Source organism: Pacificoceanicola niger, from assembly GCF_048553275.1.
In the GTDB taxonomy this organism is placed as follows: Bacteria; Pseudomonadota; Alphaproteobacteria; order Rhodobacterales; family Rhodobacteraceae; genus Pacificoceanicola.
On the sequence record NZ_JBLZMW010000002.1, the window covers coordinates 224,513 to 249,046 of the forward strand.

A 24,534-nucleotide genomic window follows, 5' to 3' on the forward strand; every position below is an offset into this window, starting at 1 on the left:
AGACATGAAACTGCAATCGCAGATCATTGCCGGATCGGAGAGCTTCAAGGCCAACCGGGCGGCGCATCTGGAGGCGCTGCGCGAGATCGAAGCGGCGGCAGAGGCGGCGGCACAGGGCGGCGGCGAGAAATCCCGCGCGCGTCACGTGGCGCGCGGCAAGATGCTGCCGCGCGAGCGGGTGGCCAACCTGCTGGACCCCGGCGCGCCGTTTCTGGAGATCGGAGCCACGGCGGCGCACGGCCTGTACGAAGGCGCGGCCCCGGCGGCGGGCGTGATTGCAGGCGTCGGCGTGGTCGAAGGACGGCAGGTCATGGTGGTCTGCAACGACGCCACGGTGAAGGGCGGCACCTACTACCCGATGAGCGTGAAAAAGCACCTGCGGGCGCAGGAGATCGCGGAGGAAAACCATCTGCCCTGCGTCTATCTGGTCGACAGCGGTGGGGCGAACCTGCCCAATCAGGATGAGGTCTTCCCGGACCGCGACCACTTTGGCCGCATCTTCTACAATCAGGCACGGATGAGCGCAAAAGGCATCGCGCAGATTGCCGTGGTCATGGGCTCCTGTACCGCTGGCGGCGCCTATGTGCCGGCAATGTCGGATGTGTCGATCATCGTGAAGGAGCAGGGCACGATTTTCCTTGCCGGTCCGCCCCTTGTGAAGGCGGCAACCGGGGAGGTGGTGACGGCGGAGGACCTCGGCGGCGGCGATGTGCACACGCGCCTGTCCGGGGTGGCGGATTACCTGGCAGAAGACGACGCTCACGCTCTGGCTCTGGCGCGGCGCGCCGTGTCGTCGCTCGGGGGTGCGGGGCATAGCCCCGCCCTACAGGCTGTCGAGCCACCGGCCTACGATCCGGACGAGATCCTGGGGGCGGTCCCGGCAGACCTGCGCACGCCCTACGATATCCGCGAGGTGATCGCGCGCACGGTGGACGGCTCGCGCTTTGACGAGTTCAAGGCGCGCTTTGGCGAGACGCTGGTCTGCGGCTTTGCCCATGTGGAGGGCATGCTCTGCGGCATCATTGCCAACAACGGGGTGCTGTTCAGCGAGGCTGCGCAGAAAGGCGCGCATTTCGTCGAACTCTGCTCGCAGCGGCGCATCCCGCTGGTTTTTCTGCAGAATATCACCGGATTCATGGTTGGCCGGAAATACGAAAATGAAGGCATCGCCCGGCACGGGGCCAAGATGGTCACCGCCGTAGCCTCCACCAACGTGCCCAAGATCACGCTGCTTGTCGGCGGCTCTTTCGGGGCGGGAAACTATGGCATGGCGGGGCGGGCGTATCAGCCGCGCTTCCTGTGGACCTGGCCCAACAGCCGCATTTCCGTCATGGGCGGCGCGCAGGCGGCGGGGGTGCTTGCCACGGTCAAGCGCGACGCCATCGAACGGGGCGGCGGGAGCTGGTCCGAGGAGGAGGAAGCCGCCTTCAAGCAGCCGACCATCGACATGTTCGAGCGCCAGTCGCATCCGCTCTATGCCTCTGCGCGGCTCTGGGATGATGGCTGCATCGACCCGCGCAAATCCCGTGCCGTGCTGGCGCTGAGCCTGCGCGCTGCCCTGAATGCCCCCATAGAGGAGACACGCTTTGGCGTGTTCCGGATGTGATCAGATGACACAGAAAAAGACGCTGCAACAGTTGGTTGACGAGAACCCGGAGGCCGAGACCTTTCGCTTTGGGGACAGCAGGGCACTTTGTGACGAGATCCTCGCGCTGGTCCGGTCCGGAAAGAAAACCGCCACGATAGAGGCGCTGCGGGCTTTTGAAAAAGAGGGCGATGCCATGCCGCAGGTGGGCCGCCGCGATATCGCGCTGACATGGGATGGCCTGCCCGCTGTGATGATCGAGACGGTGTCCGCCTGTGTCATGCGTTTCGATGAGATGACCGAGGAAAAGGTCGCTCTGCAGGGGGAGTTTCGCGATCTGTCGCACTGGCGCAAGACCTACCGCGCGTATTTCTCCCGCAATGGTGGGGTCAGCGATGACATGAAAATTGTGTTCGAGCAATTCCGTGTGGTGGAGGATTACGCATGAATAGTGCGGGCGATGGCGGTCAGTTCTTTGAGAGAATGTTTGGGTGCCAGGAGGGCGGAAGATGGCTTTAAAAGAGATAGTGCTGCCATGTTTTGGTATGCTCTCGGAGGCCAAGAATGCCTTTTGAAATCGTCAGAGCAGACATAACGAGCCTTGCTGTGGATGCCGTTGTAAACGCTGCGAATCGCTCATTGCTTGGTGGTGGCGGCGTTGATGGAGCGATACATCGCGTCGCAGGACCGGAGCTTCTGGAAGAGTGCCGAACTCTGGGCGGTTGTGAGCCGGGAGAGGCGAAACTGACCGGCGGCTACAATCTGCCAGCCCGATTTGTGATCCACACGGTTGGGCCAATCTGGCGCGGTGGCGAGATGGGAGAGGCCGGTGTTCTGGAGCGTTGCTACCAGAACTGTTTGTCCGCAGCGAAGGATGCAGGCTGCATCCGCGTCGCGTTTCCGGCGATCTCCACTGGAGCCTATGGGTTTCCCCATGAACTCGCGGCGGAAATCGCTGTGGCTTCGGTCGCGAATAGTGATCTCGACGTTCAACTTGTGTCCTTGGACGCCCGAACCGAACGACATTTGAAAAATGCGCAACGCAAGAGGCCGGAATGTTTGACACAATCCTGATTGCAAATCGAGGCGAGATCGCCTGCCGAGTGATGGAGACCGCGCGCGGCATGGGGCTGCGCTGTGTTGCGGTCTACTCGGAGGCGGATGCGGCCGCCAAGCATGTGACCATGGCGGACGAAGCCGTCTGCATCGGCGGCGCGGCCCCGGCGGAGAGCTACCTGCGCGGGGACCGGATCATCGAGGCGGCGCGCCAGACAGGCGCGCAAGCGATCCATCCGGGCTATGGCTTTCTGTCGGAAAATCCGGACTTCGTTCAGGCGGTGGAGGCGGCCGGGCTGACTTTCATCGGCCCGTCGGCCTCCGCCATCCGCAAGATGGGCCTGAAGGACGCGGCCAAGGCGTTGATGGAAGAGGCCAGTGTGCCGGTTGTGCCGGGCTATCACGGGGCGGATCAGGATCCGGCGTCGCTCGCGCAGGAGGCGGAAAAGATCGGCTATCCGGTGCTGATCAAGGCGGTCGCCGGGGGCGGGGGCAAGGGGATGCGGCTTGTCGAGCGGGCGGAGGATTTTGCCGACGGGCTGGAGCGCGCCACCGCGGAGGCGCGCACGGCGTTTGGCAACGATGCGGTGTTGATCGAAAAATTTGTCAGCCAACCCAGACACATAGAGGTGCAGGTTTTTGGCGATGGCAACCGCGCTGTGCATCTTTTCGAGCGCGACTGCTCGCTGCAGCGGCGTCATCAGAAAGTCATCGAAGAGGCGCCTGCACCGGGCATGACAGAGGAGATGCGCGCCGCCATGGGCGCGGCCGCCGTGCGCGCCGCCGAGGCGATCGGCTACAAGGGCGCGGGCACCGTGGAGTTCATCGTCGATGGCTCCGACGGACTGCGGGCAGATGGGTTCTGGTTCATGGAAATGAACACGCGCCTGCAGGTGGAGCATCCGGTGACGGAAGCGATCACCGGCGTCGATCTGGTGGAATGGCAGATCCGCGTTGCGGCGGGCGAAAGCCTGCCTCTGGCGCAGGAGGCTCTCGCAATCAATGGCCACTCTTTCGAGGCGCGGCTCTATGCGGAGGACGTGCCCGCCGGGTTCCTTCCCGCCACCGGCCACCTGTCTCTACTCGAATTTCCCGAGGGCGTAAGGGCAGATAGCGGTGTTTCTTCAGGTGACGACATCAGCCCGCATTACGATCCGATGATCGCAAAGTTGGTAGTTCACGGACCGACGCGGGCGGTTGCGCTCAAGCGCCTGTCGCGGGCACTGCGCGAGACGCGGGTGGCCGGGACGGTGACCAATCTCGCCTTTCTCGGCGCGCTTGCAGAGCACAGCGGATTTGCCGCCGGAGAGGTGGACACTGGGCTGATCGCCCGGGACTTGGAGTACCTGACGCAAGAGCCGGAACTCACGCCGGACATCATCGCGAGCGCGGCGCTCTGTGCGGCGCGCTTGGACAGTGAGGGCGGGTATGAGCGCGGTTTTGCGCTATGGCAGCCCATGGTGCAGACCCTTGTGCTGCGCGGCGCACAGGAGCATATCTGCCGCCTCGCTTTCAGCGGTCAAAATGACGTGAAGATCAACGTAGAGGGGGCTGAAATACATGCACAATTCAGGGGCGAACGATGGTGGCTGAACGGGCGCCCGGCGCCTCGTGTCCACCGCGCCGGGGCGCATTTGACCGTGCTGCGCGACTATGGGGTAGCCTTCGATTATATCGATCCGCTCGACCGCGCGGCGGAGGCAGCGGGCGGCAGCGGTGTGACGCTGGCCCCGATGCCGGGCAAGGTTGTCGCGGTGTTGGTTGAGCCGGGACAGGCCGTGCAGGCCGGGGTTCGGCTGGCCGTGCTGGAGGCGATGAAGATGGAGCATACGCTGACCGCCGATCTGGATGGTATCGTGGCCGAAGTGCTGGTCTCCGAAGGCGATCAGGTCGAGGCGGGCGCGCCCCTGATCCGGCTGGAAGACGAGACATGACAGAACGGTATTGCCTGCAGGTTCACAAACCCTCGCACGACCGCTCGACAGGAGGACAAGACGCATGATCAGACTGCATCACGTACAATATGGCCGCTCGTTCCGGGTGCTGTGGCTGTTGGAGGAGATCGGTCCGGAGACCTTCGGCGGCATTGAAATCGTCGAACATCGTATCGGAACCAGGGAGATGCGCGACAGTGGGCTGGGTCGGGTCTCGCCTGCGGTGCGCATCCCGGCGATCGAATTCGACGGGCTGGAGATGGCCGAATCCGGGGCCATCGTCGAGTACCTGTCCGAGCGGTTCGCGCCAGAATTGGCACGAGCGCAGGATCATGCGGAGCGGGCGGCCTATCTGCAGTGGATCCACTATTCGGAGACGCAGGCGAGCCTGATCGAGACGCTCAACCTCGTGCATCTGTTTCTCCGCCCGCCAGCCCGGAAAGACCCGGTATTTCTGAAGCTTATGGCCGCGCGGCTCAAGGGGACCCTGGCCGGAATGGAGGCTCGGCTGGAGACGGAGTACCTGTTGCCCGGCGGGTTTTCGGCGGCGGATATCATGATGGGGTTCAACCTGTTTGCCGCGCCATATTACGTGCATCTGGAGCCGTTTCCGAAGCTTCAGGCCTATAAGGCGCGGATCGAGGCGCGCCCGGCCTATCAACGGTGTCTGGCGCGGGAGGGGGCGCAGAGGTTTTACGATCAGGACTTCTACCCGGTTCCGGAGGCGTGATTTGGGTCTGTTTGTTAACCAAGATTTCGGGGGTGTGACGCGTGGCTGAGACAGTCGAGATTTTCGAGGTGGGTCCCCGCGATGGGTTGCAGAACGAAACGCGGATGATCCCGACGGCGGAGAAGATCGCGCTTGTGGATTGCCTGAGCGGCGCGGGATTCCGGCGGATCGAATGCGCCAGTTTCGTCAGTCCGAAATGGGTGCCACAGATGGCGGACAGCGGCGATGTCCTGGCCGGGATCACGCGGGCTGAAGGCTTGCGATATGCCGCTTTAACACCAAATATCAAAGGCTTGGAGCGTGCTCTTGAGGCGCGGGCCGATGAGGTTGCGATCTTTGGCTCGGCCTCGGAAGGCTTTTCGAAGGCGAATATCAACGCCTCGGTCGCGGACAGTCTGCAGCGGTTCCGCCCCGTCGCTGAGGCGGCGCGGGCGGCTGGACTGCCGGTGCGGGGCTATGTCTCCTGTGTGGTCGAATGCCCCTATGATGGGGCCGTGAAGCCCGGTCAGGTCGCGTTTGTGGTCGAGGCACTGCGCGCGATGGGGTGCTATGAAATATCGCTTGGCGACACCATCGGGCGCGGCTCGCCGGAGGCCGTGGACGCGATGCTGGCTGCTTTGGAAAATGTCATTCCTGTCAGCATGTTGGCCGGGCATTTTCACGACACGTCGGGGCGGGCGCTGGACAATGTCGCGGTGGCGCTGGAGCGCGGTGTGCGGGTGTTCGACGCGGCTGTGGGGGGGCTCGGCGGATGCCCCTATGCGCCGGGAGCGGCGGGGAATGTTGCGACGGAATCCGTGCATGATTTTTTGATTTCAAAGGGTTATGAGACAGGCCTTGACCGGTCCGTGCTTGATGCGGCGGCCGGCATGGCGCGGGCGATGCGGGGGTGAGACCGTGGATCGTTACCTTTTCGGGGCTGCCGGGCGTGGGCAAGAGTACGGTGTCGCGGATGCTGGCAGAAGGGACCGGAGCGCTGTGGCTCAGGATTGATGATATCGAGGCCGCGATGCGAAATTCTCATATGCAGGTCAATGACTTGGCGGATGGGGGCTACGCGGCCGCGCAGGCGGTTGCTGGCGCAGCGCTGGAGCAGGGCTTCTGTGTCGTGGCCGATTGCGTCAATCCGATCGAATTGACACGGCGTGGGTGGCGGGAGCCAGCGCGGCGGACAGGGGCGGGGCATCTCGATGTTGAGGTGATCTGTTCGAATCCGGACCTGCACCGGCGCCGGGTGGAGATGCGGCGAGACGCGCCGAAAGGCGTTCAACTGCCTGATTGGAAAGACGTTTTGGCACGAGACTATGAACCATTCGAGGGCGCCCTACGGGTCGATACGGCAAGGTTGAGCGCAGCGGAGGCGGTGACGCGGATCAGGGCAGAGATGGAGGGCCGGGGATGGCTGAGTTGATCGAGATTGAGCGGGACGGGCGCGGCGTGGCCACGCTTTGGCTGGCGCGCGAAGAGAAGCACAATGCGCTTTCGGCGCAGATGATGGAAGAGTTGGAGACCTCTGCCAAGGCCTTGGCAAAAGAGGATAATATCCGGGTTGTCGTCCTGGCGGCGAAGGGGCGGACGTTCTGTGCCGGGGGCGATCTGGCGTGGATGCGCGCGCAGTTTGGCATGGATGCGCGGACCCGGCGGGCGGAGAGTGCCCGGATCGCGAACGCCTTGGGCGCGCTGTATGACTTGCCGCAGCCGTTGATCGGGCGGGTGCAGGGCAATGCCTTTGGCGGCGGCGTCGGGCTGGCCTCTGTTTGTGACGTGACCATCGGGGTGGCGACGGCAAAAATGGCTCTGACGGAGGTGAAACTGGGGCTTATCCCGGCCAATATCGGGCCGTATGTGGTGCAGCGCATGGGCGCGAGGAACGCCGCGCAAGTCTTTATGAACGCACGGGTTTTCGAGGCCGAGGAGGCGGTGCGGCTGGGGCTTTTGACGCGGGCCGTGGCGGCGGAGGAGCTGGACGCGGCGGTTGAGGCGGAGGTGGCGCCCTACCTGAGCTGCGCACCGGGGGCGGTGCGCGATGCCAAGCGGCTCTTGCGGCAGCTTTCGGGATCGGTGGCGCGCGAAACGGTCGAGATGGCCATCGACGCGCTTTCGGCCCGCTGGGAAACCGAGGAAGCCCTTGAAGGCATTGGCGCTTTTCTGGAAAAACGGCCTGCGCCCTGGGCTCGTTAAGCCGTTTTTCGGCAAGGCCTGTCGTTAACGGCGCGCGCGATGGGGTTAAGCCTGCGCACGGCTCTCTTGGGGGCCATATCTTGTGGTGGCCCGGCGCGGCCCGGATAGGCTGTGACAGAGGTTAACCTGTCCGGGGAGCATATTCACCGGCGTTTGGTACGATTCTCCGCGAGTTTTGTACCAATTGCCTTTGGGGACTGTTTCATTCCCGGCGTTTCGGCGGCGGAGCAGGATGACGTGGCGGCAGAATTGGTTAATCTGCGCAAGAGCCGACAGAGACGGGAGCAGAGGGTCGATGCTGACACAGATTGCGCATCTTTATGCAACGGGCTGTCTGGCCATCGTGTTCTTTCAGATCGCCTTGATCGCGGGCGCGCCGCTTGGGGCCTATACGCAGGGCGGGCAGACCGAAGGCGCGCTGGCGATGAAAGGCCGGGTGATCGCGGCGCTGTCGGTCCCGGTTGTGGTCCTGCAGGCACTGGCGATCGTGAGCGCGGCGGGGTTTCCGGGGCTGGACTGGCCGCGCTGGACCGGCTGGGCGGCGTTGCTGCTGTCGTGCGGAACGTCTGTGCTGAACTGGATCACGCCGAGCGCACGGGAGCGGGCGGTGTGGGGGCCGGTGACGCTGGTGATGGCGGCCCTGGCGGGCTATGTGATGGTGGTCTCGGGCTGGGGCTGAGGCGCGGGGCGCCGCGCCAGACCCGGCCTGCCGGGAGGGAGCGCGGCGCGCGGGCGTGACGTATCGGCGCGGCGGGAATCGGCCCGGCCTGTGTGCCGGGGGCTATCCTTCTGACGAAACTCGGAGAATTGCGCTGAAAAACCGGGCAGGGCGAGCAACCGGAGGGATTGGAATATGGGGCTGGCTTGTTGACCCGGCTCGCGCGGAGCGATAAGTCAGACCGCAAGCCGCGCAGAGCCATGCGCATGCCACATTGAAGGAGCCGCCTCGTGGAAGAGATGCTGCGGGAATACCTTCCCATCCTCGTTTTTCTGGCCATTGCCATCGGCCTTGGCGTCATTCTGATCCTTGCCGCCATGGTGCTTGGGGTGCGCAACCCCGATCCAGAAAAGGTTTCGGCCTATGAGTGCGGGTTCAACGCCTTTGACGATGCCCGGATGAAGTTCGACGTGCGCTTCTACCTCGTGTCGATCCTGTTTATCATCTTCGATCTGGAAATCGCCTTCCTCTTCCCCTGGGCGGTGGCGTTCAAGAACATCAGCATGGTGGGCTTCTGGTCGATGATGGTGTTCCTCGGGGTTCTGACCGCTGGCTTTGCCTATGAATGGAAAAAGGGAGCGCTCGAATGGGAGTGATGGCCGGAGTCAATACGGCGGGTCCCGACAAGGAAGTCGCCACGCAGACCCTGAACCGCGAGTTGCAGGACAAGGGGTTTTTGCTCACCTCGACCGAGGACATCATCAACTGGGCGCGCACCGGCTCCCTGCACTGGATGACCTTTGGTCTGGCCTGCTGCGCCGTGGAGATGATGCACACCGCCATGCCGCGCTATGACATGGAGCGGTTCGGCACGGCGCCGCGCGCCTCTCCGCGCCAGTCGGACCTGATGATCGTGGCGGGCACCCTGACCAACAAGATGGCCCCGGCGCTGCGCAAGGTCTACGACCAGATGCCGGAGCCGCGTTACGTGATTTCCATGGGCTCCTGCGCGAATGGCGGCGGTTATTACCACTACAGCTATTCGGTGGTGCGCGGCTGTGACCGGATCGTGCCGGTGGACGTTTATGTGCCCGGCTGCCCGCCGACGGCGGAGGCGCTGCTTTACGGCATCATGGCGCTTCAGAAGAAGATCCGCAGAACGGGGACGCTGGTACGATGAACAACCTTGGCGAACACATCAAACAGAAGCGTCCGGATTGCATCATCGACTATTCGGTCGAGCGTGATGAGCTGACGATGAACGTGGCCCCGGCGAATATCCGGGGTCTGGTGGAGTTCCTGAAGACGGATTCGACCTGCAAGTTCACCAGCCTCGTGGATATCACCGGGGTGGATCACCCCGAGCGTCCGAAGCGCTTCGACGTGGTGTATCACTTCCTGTCGATGTATCAGAACCAGCGCATCCGCCTGCGGGTGTCGATCCGCGAGGAGGAGATGGTCCCGTCGATCGTGTCGGTGCACCCTTCGGCGAACTGGTTCGAGCGGGAAGTCTTTGACATGTTCGGGGTGATCTTCACCGGACATCCGGACCTGCGGCGTATCCTGACGGATTATGGCTTTCGCGGTCATCCGCTGCGCAAGGATTTCCCGACCACGGGCTATACCGAGGTGCGCTATGACGAAGAGCAGAAGCGGGTGGTCTATGAGCCGGTGAAGCTGGTTCAGGAATACCGCCAGTTCGATTTCATGTCCCCGTGGGAAGGGGCGACCTACATCCTGCCCGGCGACGAGAAGACGGAAGCGAAGGGCTGATGGGTCCGGGGCAAGCGGAGCCGTTGCCGGTTTTCCGGAATTTGCCCCGGTACGGACTATCAAGAAGGGTGGCCGGGTTCTGTGCGGTTCCCTTGTTCGCAGAGGCAGCCATCCGGACGGTAGCCTTGTGCGGCCCGAAGAAAATGGGTCTTGACGGTGAGTGGGCATGACGCCCGTCTCCCGTGTATTCGAAAGCGCCGGACCGGGCGCGAAGAGTGAGAGAAGGACGGCGATTGGCTGAAATGTCCGCCACATCCGAGACGTTTGACGCGGAGTCCAGTCGGGCACCGATCGTCGATCTGTATCCGGATGTTGCGCCCGCGCGGTCCGGCCTCTCGGTGCCGCCGGGACAGCCCGGCGGATGGCAGCGCCCGCATGCGGCGGGGGCCGTCGATCCGCGCTTTGCCAGACCCGAATGCCTGTTTTTCGGGATTGGTGCACAGAAGGCGGCCACCAGCTGGGTGCATGACTATCTGTCGGGGCACCCGGAGGTCCTGGTGCCGGGCTTTGTGAAGGAGCTGCACTACTGGGATACGGCGCGCCCGCCGTTCATCCGGGTCACCCATGATCGTGTCGCGGGACGGCAGGCGCGGCGCGGACTGCAGCATGTGGCGCGGCGCTATCTGGCCCCGGCGCGGCATCGCCAGCAGGAGCGGAATTGGTCGCGGTGGCATCAGGTGCTGACCAGTGGCGGCCTGCCGCCGCATGAGGCCTATGCGGACATGCTTTTTGATGGCTGGAACGGGCAGCGCGCGGTCGGTGAACTGACCCCGGAATATGCGTTGCTGGACAGCGAGACGTTCCGGGAAATGGACCGGCTTTCGGCGAACACGCGGTTTTTCTTCGTGATGCGCGACCCACTGGAGCGGATGGTTTCGGCCATCTCCTACCTCTATCCGATCCGCAGCGGCAAGCCGATCGACACCGACAGCTTCAACCGCCTGCTTGAGATCACGCTTGAGGATGATTGCGAGCTGTGCCTTGAGCGCTCGCAATATGATCGGACGATCACGGCGCTCGAAGCGGCAGTTCCGTCGGACAAGATCGCCTATTTCTTTTATGAGACGCTGTTTGATCAGGCCGAGATTGACCGGTTGACGGGGTTCCTCGGGATTGAACGGCGCAGCGCTGACCTGGCGCGGTCGGTCAATTCGCACAGCAAAGCGGCGTTTACGCCGGACCCGGCGCTCATGGCGGAGGCGCGACGGCGGCTGGCGCCACAATACGACGCGATGGCGGCCAAATTTGGTGCCTTGCCGGAGCGCTGGCAACGCAATTATGAGGGTGCCTGACACATGACCGGCACAACACGCACACTGGCCGGGCTTTTGCACGGCATTCGGATGCAAGGATAGGGGTTTCAGACGATGGACGGCTCCAAAGGTTTCGATGACACCCTGACGGGTGAGCAGAAGATCCGCAATTTCAACATCAACTTCGGCCCGCAGCACCCTGCGGCGCACGGGGTGCTTCGGATGGTTCTGGAGCTGGATGGCGAGATCGTGGAGCGGGCGGACCCACATATTGGCCTGCTGCACCGGGGTACGGAAAAGCTCATGGAGAGCCGGACCTACCTGCAGAACCTGCCGTATTTCGACCGGCTCGATTACGTCGCGCCGATGAACCAGGAACATGCCTGGTGCCTGGCCATCGAGCGGCTCTGCGGGATCGAGATTCCGCGCCGCGCCAGCCTGATCCGGGTGCTGTTCTGCGAGATCGGCCGGGTGCTCAACCACCTGCTGAACGTCACGACGCAGGCCATGGACGTGGGCGCGCTGACGCCGCCGCTCTGGGGCTTTGAAGAGCGTGAAAAGCTCATGGTATTCTATGAGCGCGCCTGCGGGGCGCGTCTGCATGCGGCCTACTTCCGGCCCGGCGGCGTGCATCAGGATCTGCCCAACGGGCTGCTGGACGATATGGAAACCTGGGCGAACGAATTCCCCAGGGTGCTGGACGATATCGACGGCCTGTTGACCGAAAACCGTATCTTCAAGCAGCGCAACTGCGATATCGGCGTTATCTCCGAGGAAGAGATCAACGACTGGGGGTTCTCCGGTGTCATGGTGCGGGGCAGCGGTCTTGCATGGGATCTGCGCCGGGCGCAACCCTATGAATGTTATGATGAATTCGACTTCCAGATCCCGGTGGGCAAGAACGGGGACTGCTATGACCGCTATCTGTGCCGGATGGAGGAGATGCGCCAGTCGGTCAGCATCATTCATCAGGCCATTGCCAAACTGCGCGCGCCCGAAGGGCAGGGCGATGTGCTGGCGCGGGGCAAGCTGACGCCGCCGTCGCGGTCGGACATGAAGACCTCCATGGAGGCGCTCATCCACCATTTCAAACTCTACACCGAAGGCTTCAAGGTCCCGGCGGGCGAGATCTATGCCGCTGTCGAGGCGCCGAAGGGCGAGTTTGGCGTCTATCTCGTCTCTGACGGCACCAACAAGCCGTACCGCGCCAAGCTGCGCGCGCCCGGTTTCCTGCATCTGCAGGCGATGGATCACGTGTCCAAAGGCCACCAGCTGGCCGATGTGGCGGCGATCATCGGCACCATGGACGTGGTGTTCGGGGAGATCGACAGGTGAGATTGGCGGCGGCCCCGGGCTGCGCAGGACTGAGAATAACGCGACAGCTGCGAGGAATTGGAATGAAAAGAGCGATCTTGAGCCTGGCTGCGGTGCCATTGCTTGCCGGTTGTATGCTTCCCGAGGGGGTGACCGAAGAGGATCTGATGAAGTTCGACACGGCGGTGGCCTCCATTGGCTGCGAGCTGTCGACGGAGTCGCATTATCTCCCGGTCGAGCTTCAGACCGGGATGACCCGCGAGAAACTGATCGAGATTGCCCAATACAAGGTACAGCGCGAGCAGGCGGTGCCGCTGCCGAGTGGCGGCGTGCGGTCGGTGGTCGGTGCCTGTGCCCCAACGGCTGCCCCGGCGCCCGCGCCGGAAGCCTGAGACTGACATGATTGCGCCGCCCGGCTGGCGGCGCACAACTTTCGGAGACTGTGCCCGATGCTGCGCCGTTTGCACAAAGAACAACCTGACAGCTTTGCCTTCACCCCGGACAACCTGGCCTGGGCCGAAGCGCAAATGACGAAATACCCCGCCGGTCGTCAGGCCAGCGCGGTGATCCCGCTGCTGTGGCGGGCACAGGAGCAGGAGGGATGGCTCACCCGGCCCGCGATCGAAGGCGTGGCCGAAATGCTTGGCATGCCCTATATGCGGGTGCTCGAAGTGGCGTCCTTCTACTTCATGTTCCAGCTGCAACCGGTTGGGTCCGTGGCCAATATCCAGATCTGCGGGACCACGTCCTGCCTGATCTGCGGCGCCGAGGACCTGATTGCGGTCTGCAAGGAAAAGATCGCCGAAAAGCCGCACACGCTCAGCGCCGACGGCAAGTTTTCCTGGGAGGAGGTGGAGTGCCTTGGGGCCTGCACCAATGCGCCCATGGCGCAGATCGGCAAGGATTATTACGAAGATCTGACGGCGGAGTCCCTGGGCGCGCTGATTGATGCGCTGTCGCGGGGGGAAGTGCCGCAGGTGGGCCCGCAAAACGGGCGGTTTGCCTCCGAGCCGAAGAGCGGGATCACCTCGCTGACCGAATTTGTGAATGCCTCGATCAAGCTGAATGCCTCGGCGCAGTTGGCGACGGATATCGGCGACACGGTCAAGCGCATCGACGGCACCGAAGTGCCGCTGCGCGCGCCTTGGGGCAATGCGTCCGAGATGACCACCACCGGCGAGCGCGTGAAGGAACCGCGTCCGGCGTCGGGCCGTCCGGCGGATGCGACCGGCGTCGACGAGCGCGAAGCGCCTGCAACCTCCAAGGCTCTGCCCGAAAGCAAGGACGAGCCGGCAAAGGCCACGTCTGATGCCTCGTCTAAGACCAAAGCAGCAGATGCCGGCACGGCGGCTGCGGCTTCCGGGGGCGAGAACAGCGGCGAAGATGTGGGCAGCAAGCCAGCGACGCTGGATGCGCCGAAGGGCGGCAAGGCCGATGACCTCAAGCAAATCAAGGGGATAGGCCCGAAGTTGGAGCAGCTCTGCAACAGTCTTGGCTTCTATCACTTCGATCAGATCGCGGCGTGGAGCGCGGAGGAAGTGGCTTGGGTCGATGCCAATCTGGAGGGCTTCAAGGGCCGTGTGACGCGCGACGAGTGGGTTTCGCAGGCAAAAACGCTGGCGTCTGGCGCGGAAACCGAGTTTTCTAATCGGGTCAAGAAGGGGGATGTCTACGACTGAGGCATTCGCAACTCGGAATAGGGGAGTGATCCGATGAGTAACCAGACCGGAAGCTGTACGATGAAATGTTGGAGCGTTGCGGGGGCCGTGGGTCTTTTCAGCTTCTTGTTGAACATTTCGCTGGCGGATCGGGGGTTTGTCGCATCGCTCCTGATCGGGATTTTGGTGGCCGTGGGTCTGGGCCTTCTGTTTACCTGGATGTTCTGCAAGTCCGGCACGGCCTCTTTGGAAGATACGCCTACCGCGGCTGTTGCAGAGGCGGTCGGTGGGGCGGTGGCGGCGCCCGAGCCTGCGGCGCCGCGTGAAGCGCCTGCTGCGCCCGCTCCGGCGGATGAACCTGCTGCGGCGGATGAACCTGCTGCGGCGGATGAACCTGCAGCGGAGTCGGCAGTGGCAGATGAGCCTGCGGCCGAGACCGAGAAAGCCGAAACGGCGCAAGCGACGGCCCCTGATGAGAGCAATAGCGGCTCTGACGCCGCCGGGCCGACGATCAAACCGTCCAAGCCTTTGGCAGGTACGGAAGAATTGGCCACGCGCAAGGGCAGCTGGCGCTATGAGGGCGGCGATCCCGCCCCGTCGGGCGCGGCAGAGGACAAGGTCGACCGCGATGGCGATGGTGTCGTCGAGGGCGATGACGAGGGCAAAAAGCCCGACATGATGTCTGCGCCCCGCGATGGCGGTGCCGACAATCTCAAGGAAATCAAGGGGATCGGGCCGAAGCTTGAGACTCTGTGCAACGATCTGGGGATCTATCACTTCGATCAGATTGCCGCATGGTCTGCGGATGAGCTGGCGTGGATTGATGCCAATCTCGTCGGGTTCAAAGGCCGGGCGACGCGCGACGATTGGGTTGGCCAGGCAAAAATCCTCGCGGCGGGCGGCGAGACGGAGTTTTCGCAGCGCGTCGAAGACGGCAAGGTTTACTGACGGGCCGCGCCTGCGGATCACATCGGGGCGCGGAACGGGAAAAACGATGGGGAAGGGCACGCAAAGCGGCCCAGGCCCTGCGACGAGAGGGGGCCTTGCACCAGTCTGTGGGCTGTGCGAGGCCTTGAGTGTGGTGTCGCCTGGGAGGAGCGGCATCTTTGAAGAACGCGGGTGTTCCGTGTTTCACCAAAGGACGGGAACGGATACGTGACCATGAAGACCTCCAGATTTACCAACCCGATGACGCCGGACTTCGGCGCCTTGATCGAATTTTGGGCCAAGCAGGCCGAAATGGTGATCGAGATGAATTACGTCATGACGCAGGCGGCTTTGGACATGCCGCTGAGTGTGGCGCGTGTGATGCGCCGGGATGTTGCGGTGCCAGTGGCTGCAAAGGCTGCGGTTGCTCCGGCCAAGGCGCCTGCGGCCAAGGCCCCGGCGGCCAAGGCGCCCACACGCAAAACGGCGACACGCAAGGCTCCGGCGGCAAAAGCGGTCCCGGCAAAAGCGCCAGCGGCGGCCAAGACCCCGGCGGCGAAACCTGCATCTGCTCCGGCAGCGAAACCTGCCCCGACGCAGGCAGCGAAACCTGCAGCCGCTCCGGCGGCCAAAACGGCCCCGGCACAGGCAGCGAAACCTGCATCTGCTCCGGCGGCCAAAACTGCTCCGACGCAGGCGGCGAAGCCTGCATCTGCTGCGGCAGCGAAACCGGCCCAGACGCAGGCGGCGAAACCTGCCCCGGCTCCGGCGGCCAAGCCCGCAGAGGCTCAGGCGGCGGCCCCGAAAGCCCCTGCCGAGACTGCGAAAACAAGTTCAAACACCGGCAATGCCGTAGACAAAACAACCGCCAAAGGGTAACGGGCAGAGGCAATGACACAGGCAACATCGGACGAGCAGAAAACCGGGCGCAAGATTGCGCTGTTGATCGCCGGAACCGGTGTTGCCTGGATCGTCATCAATGCCATTGGCGCGGCGATGGGCTGGACGACGCGGACGCTTGCGTTGTTCGACCTGGCTGCGGTGGCCGCCTTCGGTTGGGCGATCTGGATGATTTACGGACTCTGGCGTTCGCGCCGCGAGAAACAGGACGAATAGCATGCTTCAGGACAAGGACCGCATCTTTACCAACCTCTATGGGATGCACGACCGCACCCTCGATGGCGCAAAGAAGCGTGGGCACTGGGACGGCACCGCCGGAATCATTCAAAAGGGTCGCGACTGGATCATCGACCAGATGAAAGCCTCCGGTCTTCGGGGCCGGGGCGGCGCGGGTTTCCCGACCGGTCTGAAATGGTCTTTCATGCCCAAGGAATCGGACGGTCGTCCGGCCTATCTTGTTGTGAATGCGGACGAATCGGAGCCGGGCACCTGCAAGGACCGCGAGATCATGCGCCACGATCCGCATACGCTGATCGAAGGTTGCCTGATTGCCAGTTTCGCGATGCAGGCGCATGCCTGTTACATCTATATTCGCGGCGAATACATCCGCGAGAAAGAAGCGCTGCAGGCGGCGATTGACGAGGCCTATGACGCGGGCCTGCTGGGCAAGAATGCCGCCGGGTCCGATTGGGACTTCGACCTGTATCTGCACCACGGGGCGGGCGCCTATATCTGCGGCGAGGAAACCGCGTTGCTGGAATCGCTTGAGGGCAAGAAGGGGATGCCGCGCATGAAGCCGCCGTTCCCGGCGGGCTCCGGGCTTTATGGCTGCCCGACGACGGTGAACAACGTGGAATCGATCGCGGTTGTGCCGACGATCCTGCGCCGTGGTCCGGAGTGGTTTTCCGGCTTTGGCCGTCAGAACAACGCGGGCACGAAACTGTTCGCGATCTCCGGCCATGTGAACAACCCCTGCGTGGTCGAGGAAGAGATGAGCATCTCTTTCGAAGAGCTGATCGAAAAGCATTGCGGCGGGATTCGAGGCGGCTGGGACAACCTCAAGGCGGTCATTCCCGGCGGCTCCTCCGTGCCCTGCGTGCGCGGCGAGAAGATGCGCGATGCGGTGATGGATTTCGATTACCTGCGCGGCGAGCTCGGCTCGGGGCTTGGTACGGCGGCGGTGATCGTGATGGATCAGTCGACGGATATCATCAAGGCGATCTGGCGGCTGTCGAAGTTCTACAAGCACGAGAGCTGTGGCCAGTGCACGCCGTGCCGCGAGGGCACCGGCTGGATGATGCGGGTGATGGATCGTCTGGTTCAGGGCAACGCCGATCCCGAAGAGATCGACATGCTGTGGGACGTGACCAAGCAGGTCGAGGGCCACACGATCTGTGCGCTTGGCGATGCGGCGGCCTGGCCGATCCAGGGCCTCATTCGCAACTTCCGCGACGAGATCGAGGATCGAATCAAGGCGCAGAAGACCGGCAAGATGAGCGCCGTCGCGGCGGAGTAAACTGCCGGACGTTCCCGGACCGTAAACGCGATGATATCAACGCGGCCCGCCCTTTTGCGGGCCGTTCTTGTTTTGCGGGGCTGGCGTCGCGCTCCTGTGGTCAGCCGCCACGGATGACACCGAAAGCCCCCAATGTCTTCATAAATTCAACGAATAAGTCCTGTCCTTTGCCTCGCGAGAGCGAGGACAGGTGAGATGTTCGACTATGAAGCAAACGAGTTGGTTCACCCGGACAGCTGCCCGAGATGCGGCACCTGCCCCTATCCCCAGGGGGCCGCTTGCCTGCGCTGCGGGTTGGTCTGTGCGCCGCGACAGACCCTGCGCAGCGGTGTGAACCCGAAAGGCTTGGTCAAGAGCGGATGCGTGGTCGCGGGGATCTTGCTGATGACCTGGCTCTTCTTTGGCTGAACGCGGGGCTGGACCGCTTGACCATTCGGGCCAGAGAGAAGACACTGCGCCCGGAGAAACGGGGGCGTTTTTGCTCCAGACACAGACAAAAAAGTGCGAGGGAGCAGGGCGATGATGCGGGTCATTCTGATGGGGGTTCTGGCGCTGTCGCTGGCCGGGTGCAGCAGCATCCGGGACCGGTTCGGTTTTGCCCAGAACCCTGAAGTGTTCGACGGCCAGCGCTTTCGCGGCACGGCCAAGGCGCCGCGCGGCGACCGGCAGTCCTTCGTGGCGACGGCCAAGCCGGTGTCCAAGTCTTTCGATGGCGCAATCGAGGCGGCGCGCTACGAGGGTATCCAGCATTGCATCCGCTATTTCGGCACGTCCGATATCGTCTGGGACAGTGGTCCCGACACGCCGCGCGAGGCGATGCAGATCGACAATGACACTCTGATCTTTCGCGGCACCTGCGAGGATAAATAATCCGGGCGGAGTGCGCCAGAGCCGGCGAAAATACGCTGCGAGTCAATGGTTTGGGGTGGCTGCTATTGCATAACAGCCACCCCGCATCACATCTGCAGGCATGAGTATCCTGCAAGGAGGCGACCCGATGCGCCTGATTCCCAAACGCGCCGTTGCGCTGGCCCTCGGGGCGGTAATGGCGGCCGGTCCGTTGGCGGCGAAACCGGCGTTGCGTGACGTGGCGGAGATCGACAATGCGTTGATGGCCATCGCGATTGCCGATGAGATCCGCAAGACCTGCGATGATATCAATGCCCGGATGATCAAGGCCTATACAACGATCAATGCGCTGAAATCCCGCGCCGGGGCGCTGGGGTATTCCGATGACGAAATCGAGGATTACGTGACCTCCAAGGACGAGAAGGCGCGAATGCGGGCGAAGGCGACGGCCTATCTTGCGTCGCAGGGGGTGAATGCCGGGGACGGCGCGTCGCTCTGCGCCTTTGGCGAAACGCAGATTGACAAGGGCACGGCAATCGGCGTGCTGTTGCGCTGAGATCGGTGCAAGACCGAGAAAACAGGTCAGGAAAAGGCCCGCCGCAGACTCACGCAGTCCGGCGGGCTTTTTGATGCGGCACTGCGGCGCATCTGGGGTGACGCATTCATCAAAATGCATTTAAAACCCCGTATCCGCGTCGATTTTTCACGGCTTTGGTGTGGATATACGCTGGTGTCTTGGCTTCAGCCGCGTTAGAACCCGCCCGACCGCGGCCCGCATTGCCTGCACTTGATATCGGCGATCCGGGGCCGTCCCTAGGCACTGTAACTGAAGGGCTCGGGCATGTCCGATTTGCGCAAGATCATCATTGATGGCAATGAGCTGGAGGTGGACGGGGCGATGACCCTGATCCAGGCCTGCGAGCAGGCGGGTATCGAGGTGCCGCGTTTTTGCTACCACGAACGCCTTTCGATTGCAGGCAACTGCCGCATGTGCCTGGTCGAGGTGGTCGGCGGACCGCCGAAGCCTGCGGCCTCCTGCGCCATGCAGGTGCGCGATCTGCGCCCCGGCCCGGAAGGCCAGCCGCCGGTTGTGAAGACCAATTCGCCCATGGTGAAGAAGGCGCGCGAGGGGGTGATGGAGTTTCTCCTGATCAACCACCCGCTGGATTGCCCGATCTGCGATCAGGGCGGCGAATGCGACCTGCAGGATCAGGCCATGGCCTATGGCGTCGATTTCTCGCGGTTCCGCGAACCCAAGCGGGCGGTGACCGATCTGGACCTTGGTCCGCTGGTCGAGACACACATGACGCGCTGCATCTCCTGCACCCGGTGCGTGCGGTTCACCACCGAAGTGGCCGGCATCACCCAGATGGGCCAGACCGGGCGCGGCGAGGATGCGGAGATCACCAGCTATCTCGGGCAGACGCTCGATTCGAACCTGCAGGGCAATATCATCGACCTGTGCCCGGTGGGCGCGCTGGTCTCCAAGCCCTATGCCTTTACCGCGCGCCCCTGGGAGCTGACCAAGACTGAATCCATCGACGTGATGGATGCGCTTGGCTCGTCGATCCGGGTGGATACGAAGGGACGCGAAGTCATGCGCTTCCTGCCGCGCAACCATGACGGCGTGAACGAAGAATGGATTTCCGACAAGACGCGCTTTGTCTGGGACGGGCTGCGTCGTCAGCGGCTCGACAAACCTTACGTGCGCGAGAACGGCAAGCTGCGCCCTGCAAGCTGGGGCGAGGCTCTGGCCAAGGCCGCAGAGGCGATCAAGGGGGCCAAGAACCTTGCCGGGATCGTCGGTGATCTGGCGCCGGTCGAGGCGGTCTACAGTCTCAAGGCGTTGATCGAGGGGCAGGGCGGCGTGGTCGAATCGCGCACCGACGGGGCAAAGCTGCCCGCCGGGAACCGGTCTGCCTATGTCGGCACTGCCGCGATCGAGGATATCGACGAGGCGGAGATGATCCTGCTGATCGGCACCAACCCGCGCGAAGAGGCGCCGGTTCTGAACGCGCGCATTCGCAAGGCCTGGGCGCGCGGCGCCAAGGTGGCGCGGATCGGCGCGCCGGTCGATCTGACCTATGACGTGATCGAGCTTGGCACCGGGCGCGGCGCGCTCGATTGGGTGGCCAAGCAGGACCATTCCGACAAGGACGGCGTCAAGGGTGTGATGATCATCGGTCAGGGCGCTTTGACGGAGGCCGATGGCGCCGCCGTTCTGGGCACTGCGATGCAGACCGCAGAGGCGGGCCATTCGAAATTCATGGTCCTTCACACCGCCGCCGCCCGTGTCGGTGCGCTGGATGTGGGCGCGGTCAACGAGCGCGGCATGGACGCGGTCAACGAAGCCGACGTGATCTATAACCTTGGCGCGGACGAGGTGGAGATCGGCGAGGGTGCGTTTGTGATCTATCAAGGCTCGCACGGCGATCGCGGCGCGCATCGTGCCGATGTGATCCTGCCGGGCGCGGCCTACACCGAGGAGCAGGGCCTGTTCGTCAACACCGAAGGCCGTCCGCAGCTGGCGCTGCGCGCCGGGTTTGCACCGGGCGAGGCCAAGGAAAACTGGGCGATCCTGCGGGCGCTGTCCGGGGAGATGGACGCGACGCTGCCATGGGACAGCCTTGCGCAGCTGCGTCAGGCCCTGGTCAAGGACGTGCCGCATCTGGCGCAGATCGACACGGTGCCCGAGAACGCGTGGCAGGCCGAACCGGCCGGCACGCTCGGCGACGCCGACTTCCGCTATGTCATCAAGGATTTCTGGCTGACCAATCCGATCGCACGGGCCTCGACTCTGATGGCGGAGCTGTCGAAGACCGCCAAGGACCGGGCGAATGCCCCGTTGGCGGCCGAGTGATCTTGCGCGGCACCCTTCTCATAAGCCTGATGGCGCTGGCGAGCGGGCTTTCTGCCTGCACGCCCGCGCCGCAGGCGGGGACTTTTGCCCCGGTCTACGAGGGAATCGAGACGCGCCTTCTCGAAGGCGATCTGGTGCAGTTTGACGTGACGATGCGCGGGGCGCGGGGGCAGGACGATGTCGCGGAGTATGCGGAGTGCGCCGCGGCGCAATATGCGCTGATCCGGGGCTATGGCTTTGCCCGGCACCTGCGCACGAATGTGAATGAAGAGGGCGGCCTGTGGCGGGGGGATGCGGTGTATACCATCTCTGCGGCGTTGCCCGAAGGGCTGAGGACCATCGACGCGGAAGTCGTCGCGCTGGCCTGTGCCGAAAACGGAATACCGATGGTGTGAGGATCTGATGGCCGACTTCTTTACCACGCCTCTGGGCACACTGGTGATCATCTTTGCGCAATGCCTTGCGGTGTTGGGCTTTGTGATGGTTTCCCTGCTGTTTCTCGTCTACGGGGACCGCAAGATCTGGGCGGCGGTGCAGATGCGCCGGGGGCCGAACGTGGTGGGTGTCTTCGGCATCCTTCAGTCCGTTGCCGATGCGCTGAAATACGTTGTCAAAGAGGTGGTTATCCCGGCGGGGGCGGATCGTCCCGTCTTCATGCTGGCACCGATGACCAGCTTTGTCCTGGCGGTGATCGTCTGGGCGGTGATCCCGTTCAACGATGGCTGGGTGATTTCCAACATCAACGTTGCCATTCTCTATGTCTTCGCGATGTCCTCGCTGGAGGTGTATGGCGTGATCATGGGCGGCTGGGCTTCGAACTCGAAATATCCCTTCCTTGGTTCGCTGCGCTCGGCGGCGCAGATGATTTCTTATGAGGTCAGCATCGGCCTGATCATCATCGGCGTGATCATCTCCACCGGCTCGATGAATTTCGGCGACATCGTTCGGGCGCAGGATGGCTCTTTCGGGTTTTTCTCGTGGTACTGGCTGCCGCACTTCCCGATGGTTTTCCTGTTCTTCATCAGCGCCCTGGCCGAAACCAACCGCCCGCCCTTCGACCTTCCCGAAGCGGAATCGGAACTGGTGGCGGGTTACCAGGTGGAATATTCGGCGACGCCCTTCCTGCTGTTCATGGCGGGCGAATACATCGCCATCTTCCTGATGTGCGCGCTGACCTCGCTGCTGTTCTTCGGCGGCTGGCTCTCGCCGATCCCCGGCCTGCCGGACGGCGTGCTGTGGATGGTCGCCAAGATGGCCTTCTTCTTCTTCATCTTCGCCATGGTGAAGGCGATCACCCCGCGCTACCGCTATGACCAGCTGATGCGCCTTGGTTGGAAGGTCTTCCTTCCGTTCAGCCTCGTGTGGGTGGTTTTCGTCGCCTTTGCTGCAAAATTCGACTGGTTCTTCGGGGCATACGCCCGTTGGACCACGGGAGGGTAACGACATGGCAAATACCGACTACGCCCGCAGGGCCAAGTATTTCCTGCTGTTCGATTTCATCGAAGGCTTCCGCCTTGGCCTGAAGTACTTCTTCGCGCCCAAGGCGACGCTGAACTATCCGCATGAAAAGGGGCCTTTGAGCCCGCGGTTCCGCGGCGAACACGCGCTGCGTCGCTATCCCAACGGCGAAGAGCGCTGCATTGCCTGCAAACTCTGCGAGGCGATCTGCCCGGCGCAGGCGATCACCATTGACGCCGAGCCGCGCGAGGATGGCAGCCGCCGCACCACGCGTTATGACATCGACATGACCAAGTGCATCTATTGCGGCTTCTGCCAGGAAGCCTGCCCGGTGGATGCCATCGTCGAAGGGCCGAACTTCGAGTTTGCGACGGAGACGCGCGAAGAGCTGTTCTATGACAAGGACAAGCTGCTGGCGAACGGTGACCGCTGGGAAGCCGAGATCGCCCGCAACCTCGAGTTGGATGCACCCTACCGATGAGCCTTGACGCGCCGCATACCGACACCTACGCCCGCGGGAAGACCCTCTCCGAACAGGTCAATCCCGGGATGGAGGACGCTCTGCGTGATCGTTACGACGCGCTGGTTCCGGGGCTGTCCCGGACCATCGTGGATGTGGCCTATGGCCAGTTCTATGCCCGTGGCGGTGTTGACGAGAAGACGCGCCTGCTGGCGACGGTGGCGGCGCTGACCGCGCTTGGTGGCCAGACCCGGCCGCAGCTCAAGGTCAACATTGCCAGTGCCCGCGCGGTTGGCGCGAGCCGGGAGGAGATCGCGGAGATCATCTTCCAGATGACGCTCTATGGCGGTTTCCCGGCCATGATCAACGCAATGAACGCCGCTATGGAGGTGTTCGACGCCGAGGAGGCCGAGGCATGAGCGATCCCAAGACGCCATTCGAGCTGATGATGGAGCAGGCGCAGGAGATGGCCAAGGCCTTCAATCCGGCACTGTCCTCTTTCGATCCCAAGGGCTTCGAGAAGATGTGGCCGACCATGCCGAAGGACGCCATGGAAATGTGGTTCGGCAAGGGGATGTCGAAGGAGGGTCTTGACGCAAAGACCCGCCTGCTGCTGACGCTCGCCGGGCTGACCATGCAGGGCGCGCAGGCGGAGACGCCGTTCCGCATGACCGTGCGCCACGCTCTGGAGGCCGGTGCCTCCAAAGAAGAGATCGCCGAGACCATCGCCCAGATGTCGATGTTCGCCGGTATTCCTGCCATGACCCGCGCCATGGATATGGCCAAGGCAGTCATGGAAGACAGAAAGGATGAAGAGACATGATCGCCTTTGCCTTCTACCTGTTCGCCGTTGGCGCTGTTGCGGGGGGCCTGTTCACAGTGATCAGCCGCAATCCGGTGCATTCGGTGCTCTGGCTGATCCTCGCCTTCCTGTCGGCGGCGGGCATGTTCGTGCTCATGGGGGCGGAATTCGTCGCCATGCTGCTGATCATTGTCTATGTCGGCGCGGTGGCGGTGCTCTTCCTCTTTGTTGTGATGATGCTGGACGTGGATTTCGCCGAGCTCAAGGCGGAGATGGCGCGCTACATGCCGCTGGCCCTGTTGATCGGCGTTGTGATCCTGATGCAGCTGGCCATGGCGTTCGGCGTCTGGGAAGCGTCCGAGATCGCGGCGGACCAGATGGCCAACCCGATTCCGGCGGATGTGCACAACACGGCGGCGCTCGGGCTGATCCTTTACGACAAGTATTTCCTGCTGTTCCAGCTGTCTGGACTGATCCTGCTGGTCGCGATGATCGGGGCAATCGTCCTGACGCTGCGCCACCGTGCGGGTGTGAAACGGCAGGACATCGTGAGCCAGATCATGCGCGATCCGAAACAGCAGATGGCGCTCAAGGACGTAAAACCGGGACAGGGGCTGTAA

At 63.2% G+C, this 24,534-nt stretch carries 30 protein-coding genes; all 30 read left to right on the forward strand.

The genetic code is table 11. From position 1 onward, the window contains the following. Positions 1-4: 4 nt before the first annotated feature. Positions 5-1,606 carry a carboxyl transferase domain-containing protein gene (locus tag ACN2XU_RS03700; protein ID WP_419409052.1) on the forward strand — a complete coding sequence of 534 codons (1,602 nt, stop codon included), beginning with the start codon at positions 5-7 and terminating at the stop codon, positions 1,604-1,606. Between the two features lie 4 nt (positions 1,607-1,610). Further along, a complete protein-coding gene (locus ACN2XU_RS03705; RefSeq protein WP_419409053.1) occupies positions 1,611-2,033 on the forward strand; it encodes an ASCH domain-containing protein in 423 nt (140 codons plus the stop codon). 116 nt (positions 2,034-2,149) lie between these two features. Beyond that, positions 2,150-2,659: an O-acetyl-ADP-ribose deacetylase gene (locus tag ACN2XU_RS03710; RefSeq protein WP_419409054.1), complete on the forward strand. Its 510-nt coding sequence runs from the start codon at positions 2,150-2,152 to the stop codon at positions 2,657-2,659. Beyond that, positions 2,641-4,575: an acetyl/propionyl/methylcrotonyl-CoA carboxylase subunit alpha gene (locus ACN2XU_RS03715; RefSeq protein WP_419409055.1), complete on the forward strand. Its 1,935-nt coding sequence runs from the start codon at positions 2,641-2,643 to the stop codon at positions 4,573-4,575. Before ACN2XU_RS03710 ends, ACN2XU_RS03715 begins: the two co-directional genes overlap by 19 nt. Before the next feature lie 64 nt (positions 4,576-4,639). Further along, positions 4,640-5,305, forward strand: a complete 666-nt coding sequence (locus tag ACN2XU_RS03720; RefSeq protein WP_419409056.1) for a glutathione S-transferase family protein — start codon at positions 4,640-4,642, stop codon at positions 5,303-5,305. Positions 5,306-5,346: 41 nt separating this feature from the next. Then, on the forward strand, positions 5,347-6,198 hold the full coding sequence (locus ACN2XU_RS03725; RefSeq protein ID WP_419409057.1) for a hydroxymethylglutaryl-CoA lyase: 852 nt from the start codon (positions 5,347-5,349) through the stop codon (positions 6,196-6,198). Beyond that, complete coding sequence (locus ACN2XU_RS03730; protein ID WP_419409058.1) at positions 6,195-6,716, forward strand: P-loop nucleotide/nucleoside kinase family protein; 522 nt, start codon at positions 6,195-6,197, stop codon at positions 6,714-6,716. The genes ACN2XU_RS03725 and ACN2XU_RS03730 overlap by 4 nt, the downstream gene beginning before the upstream one ends. Next, on the forward strand, positions 6,704-7,486 hold the full coding sequence (locus tag ACN2XU_RS03735) for a crotonase/enoyl-CoA hydratase family protein (protein WP_419409059.1): 783 nt from the start codon (positions 6,704-6,706) through the stop codon (positions 7,484-7,486). The genes ACN2XU_RS03730 and ACN2XU_RS03735 overlap by 13 nt, the downstream gene beginning before the upstream one ends. A 295-nt stretch (positions 7,487-7,781) precedes the next feature. Further along, positions 7,782-8,165: a hypothetical protein gene (locus ACN2XU_RS03740; RefSeq protein WP_419409060.1), complete on the forward strand. Its 384-nt coding sequence runs from the start codon at positions 7,782-7,784 to the stop codon at positions 8,163-8,165. 269 nt (positions 8,166-8,434) lie between these two features. Continuing rightward, complete coding sequence (locus ACN2XU_RS03745; protein WP_419409061.1) at positions 8,435-8,800, forward strand: NADH-quinone oxidoreductase subunit A; 366 nt, start codon at positions 8,435-8,437, stop codon at positions 8,798-8,800. Next, positions 8,791-9,324 (forward strand): NuoB/complex I 20 kDa subunit family protein, encoded by a 534-nt coding sequence (locus ACN2XU_RS03750; RefSeq protein WP_419409062.1) that lies wholly within the window; start codon positions 8,791-8,793, stop codon positions 9,322-9,324. The genes ACN2XU_RS03745 and ACN2XU_RS03750 overlap by 10 nt, the downstream gene beginning before the upstream one ends. After that, positions 9,321-9,917 (forward strand): NADH-quinone oxidoreductase subunit C, encoded by a 597-nt coding sequence (locus tag ACN2XU_RS03755; RefSeq protein WP_419409063.1) that lies wholly within the window; start codon positions 9,321-9,323, stop codon positions 9,915-9,917. The genes ACN2XU_RS03750 and ACN2XU_RS03755 overlap by 4 nt, the downstream gene beginning before the upstream one ends. Before the next feature lie 242 nt (positions 9,918-10,159). Then, positions 10,160-11,209, forward strand: a complete 1,050-nt coding sequence (locus ACN2XU_RS03760) for a sulfotransferase (RefSeq protein ID WP_419409270.1) — start codon at positions 10,160-10,162, stop codon at positions 11,207-11,209. 75 nt (positions 11,210-11,284) lie between these two features. Then, entirely contained in the window at positions 11,285-12,505 is a 1,221-nt protein-coding gene (locus ACN2XU_RS03765; protein WP_419409064.1) for an NADH-quinone oxidoreductase subunit D, read from the forward strand. Between the two features lie 62 nt (positions 12,506-12,567). Next, positions 12,568-12,876: a hypothetical protein gene (locus tag ACN2XU_RS03770; protein ID WP_419409065.1), complete on the forward strand. Its 309-nt coding sequence runs from the start codon at positions 12,568-12,570 to the stop codon at positions 12,874-12,876. A 57-nt stretch (positions 12,877-12,933) separates the two neighbouring features. Beyond that, positions 12,934-14,163 (forward strand): NADH-quinone oxidoreductase subunit E, encoded by a 1,230-nt coding sequence (locus ACN2XU_RS03775; protein WP_419409066.1) that lies wholly within the window; start codon positions 12,934-12,936, stop codon positions 14,161-14,163. A 33-nt stretch (positions 14,164-14,196) separates the two neighbouring features. After that, on the forward strand, positions 14,197-15,090 hold the full coding sequence (locus tag ACN2XU_RS03780) for a helix-hairpin-helix domain-containing protein (RefSeq protein WP_419409067.1): 894 nt from the start codon (positions 14,197-14,199) through the stop codon (positions 15,088-15,090). Between the two features lie 213 nt (positions 15,091-15,303). Further along, positions 15,304-15,948, forward strand: a complete 645-nt coding sequence (locus ACN2XU_RS03785; RefSeq protein WP_419409068.1) for a hypothetical protein — start codon at positions 15,304-15,306, stop codon at positions 15,946-15,948. 12 nt (positions 15,949-15,960) lie between these two features. Continuing rightward, complete coding sequence (locus ACN2XU_RS03790; protein ID WP_419409069.1) at positions 15,961-16,185, forward strand: DUF5337 domain-containing protein; 225 nt, start codon at positions 15,961-15,963, stop codon at positions 16,183-16,185. Position 16,186: 1 nt separating this feature from the next. Continuing rightward, the gene (gene nuoF, locus ACN2XU_RS03795) at positions 16,187-17,485 is read left to right on the forward strand and encodes an NADH-quinone oxidoreductase subunit NuoF (RefSeq protein WP_419409070.1); all 1,299 of its coding nucleotides are present in this window, start codon (positions 16,187-16,189) and stop codon (positions 17,483-17,485) included. Between the two features lie 195 nt (positions 17,486-17,680). Beyond that, positions 17,681-17,893, forward strand: coding sequence for a hypothetical protein (locus ACN2XU_RS03800; RefSeq protein WP_419409071.1), 213 nt, complete (start codon positions 17,681-17,683; stop codon positions 17,891-17,893). A 111-nt stretch (positions 17,894-18,004) separates the two neighbouring features. Next, the gene (locus ACN2XU_RS03805; protein WP_419409072.1) at positions 18,005-18,355 is read left to right on the forward strand and encodes a Slp family lipoprotein; all 351 of its coding nucleotides are present in this window, start codon (positions 18,005-18,007) and stop codon (positions 18,353-18,355) included. Between the two features lie 127 nt (positions 18,356-18,482). Beyond that, a complete protein-coding gene (locus ACN2XU_RS03810; protein ID WP_419409073.1) occupies positions 18,483-18,890 on the forward strand; it encodes a DUF5333 domain-containing protein in 408 nt (135 codons plus the stop codon). A 285-nt stretch (positions 18,891-19,175) separates the two neighbouring features. Next, entirely contained in the window at positions 19,176-21,194 is a 2,019-nt protein-coding gene (gene nuoG, locus ACN2XU_RS03815) for an NADH-quinone oxidoreductase subunit NuoG (protein ID WP_419409074.1), read from the forward strand. Positions 21,195-21,196: 2 nt separating this feature from the next. Beyond that, positions 21,197-21,589, forward strand: a complete 393-nt coding sequence (locus ACN2XU_RS03820; RefSeq protein ID WP_419409075.1) for a YNQ4 family lipoprotein — start codon at positions 21,197-21,199, stop codon at positions 21,587-21,589. 7 nt (positions 21,590-21,596) lie between these two features. Beyond that, positions 21,597-22,634 carry an NADH-quinone oxidoreductase subunit NuoH gene (gene nuoH / locus ACN2XU_RS03825; protein WP_419409076.1) on the forward strand — a complete coding sequence of 346 codons (1,038 nt, stop codon included), beginning with the start codon at positions 21,597-21,599 and terminating at the stop codon, positions 22,632-22,634. Between the two features lie 4 nt (positions 22,635-22,638). Beyond that, on the forward strand, positions 22,639-23,133 hold the full coding sequence (gene nuoI / locus ACN2XU_RS03830; RefSeq protein WP_419409077.1) for an NADH-quinone oxidoreductase subunit NuoI: 495 nt from the start codon (positions 22,639-22,641) through the stop codon (positions 23,131-23,133). Next, positions 23,130-23,531 carry a carboxymuconolactone decarboxylase family protein gene (locus ACN2XU_RS03835; RefSeq protein ID WP_419409078.1) on the forward strand — a complete coding sequence of 134 codons (402 nt, stop codon included), beginning with the start codon at positions 23,130-23,132 and terminating at the stop codon, positions 23,529-23,531. The genes nuoI and ACN2XU_RS03835 overlap by 4 nt, the downstream gene beginning before the upstream one ends. Next, on the forward strand, positions 23,528-23,935 hold the full coding sequence (locus tag ACN2XU_RS03840; protein WP_419409079.1) for a carboxymuconolactone decarboxylase family protein: 408 nt from the start codon (positions 23,528-23,530) through the stop codon (positions 23,933-23,935). The genes ACN2XU_RS03835 and ACN2XU_RS03840 overlap by 4 nt, the downstream gene beginning before the upstream one ends. After that, complete coding sequence (locus tag ACN2XU_RS03845) at positions 23,932-24,534, forward strand: NADH-quinone oxidoreductase subunit J (protein WP_419409080.1); 603 nt, start codon at positions 23,932-23,934, stop codon at positions 24,532-24,534. The genes ACN2XU_RS03840 and ACN2XU_RS03845 overlap by 4 nt, the downstream gene beginning before the upstream one ends.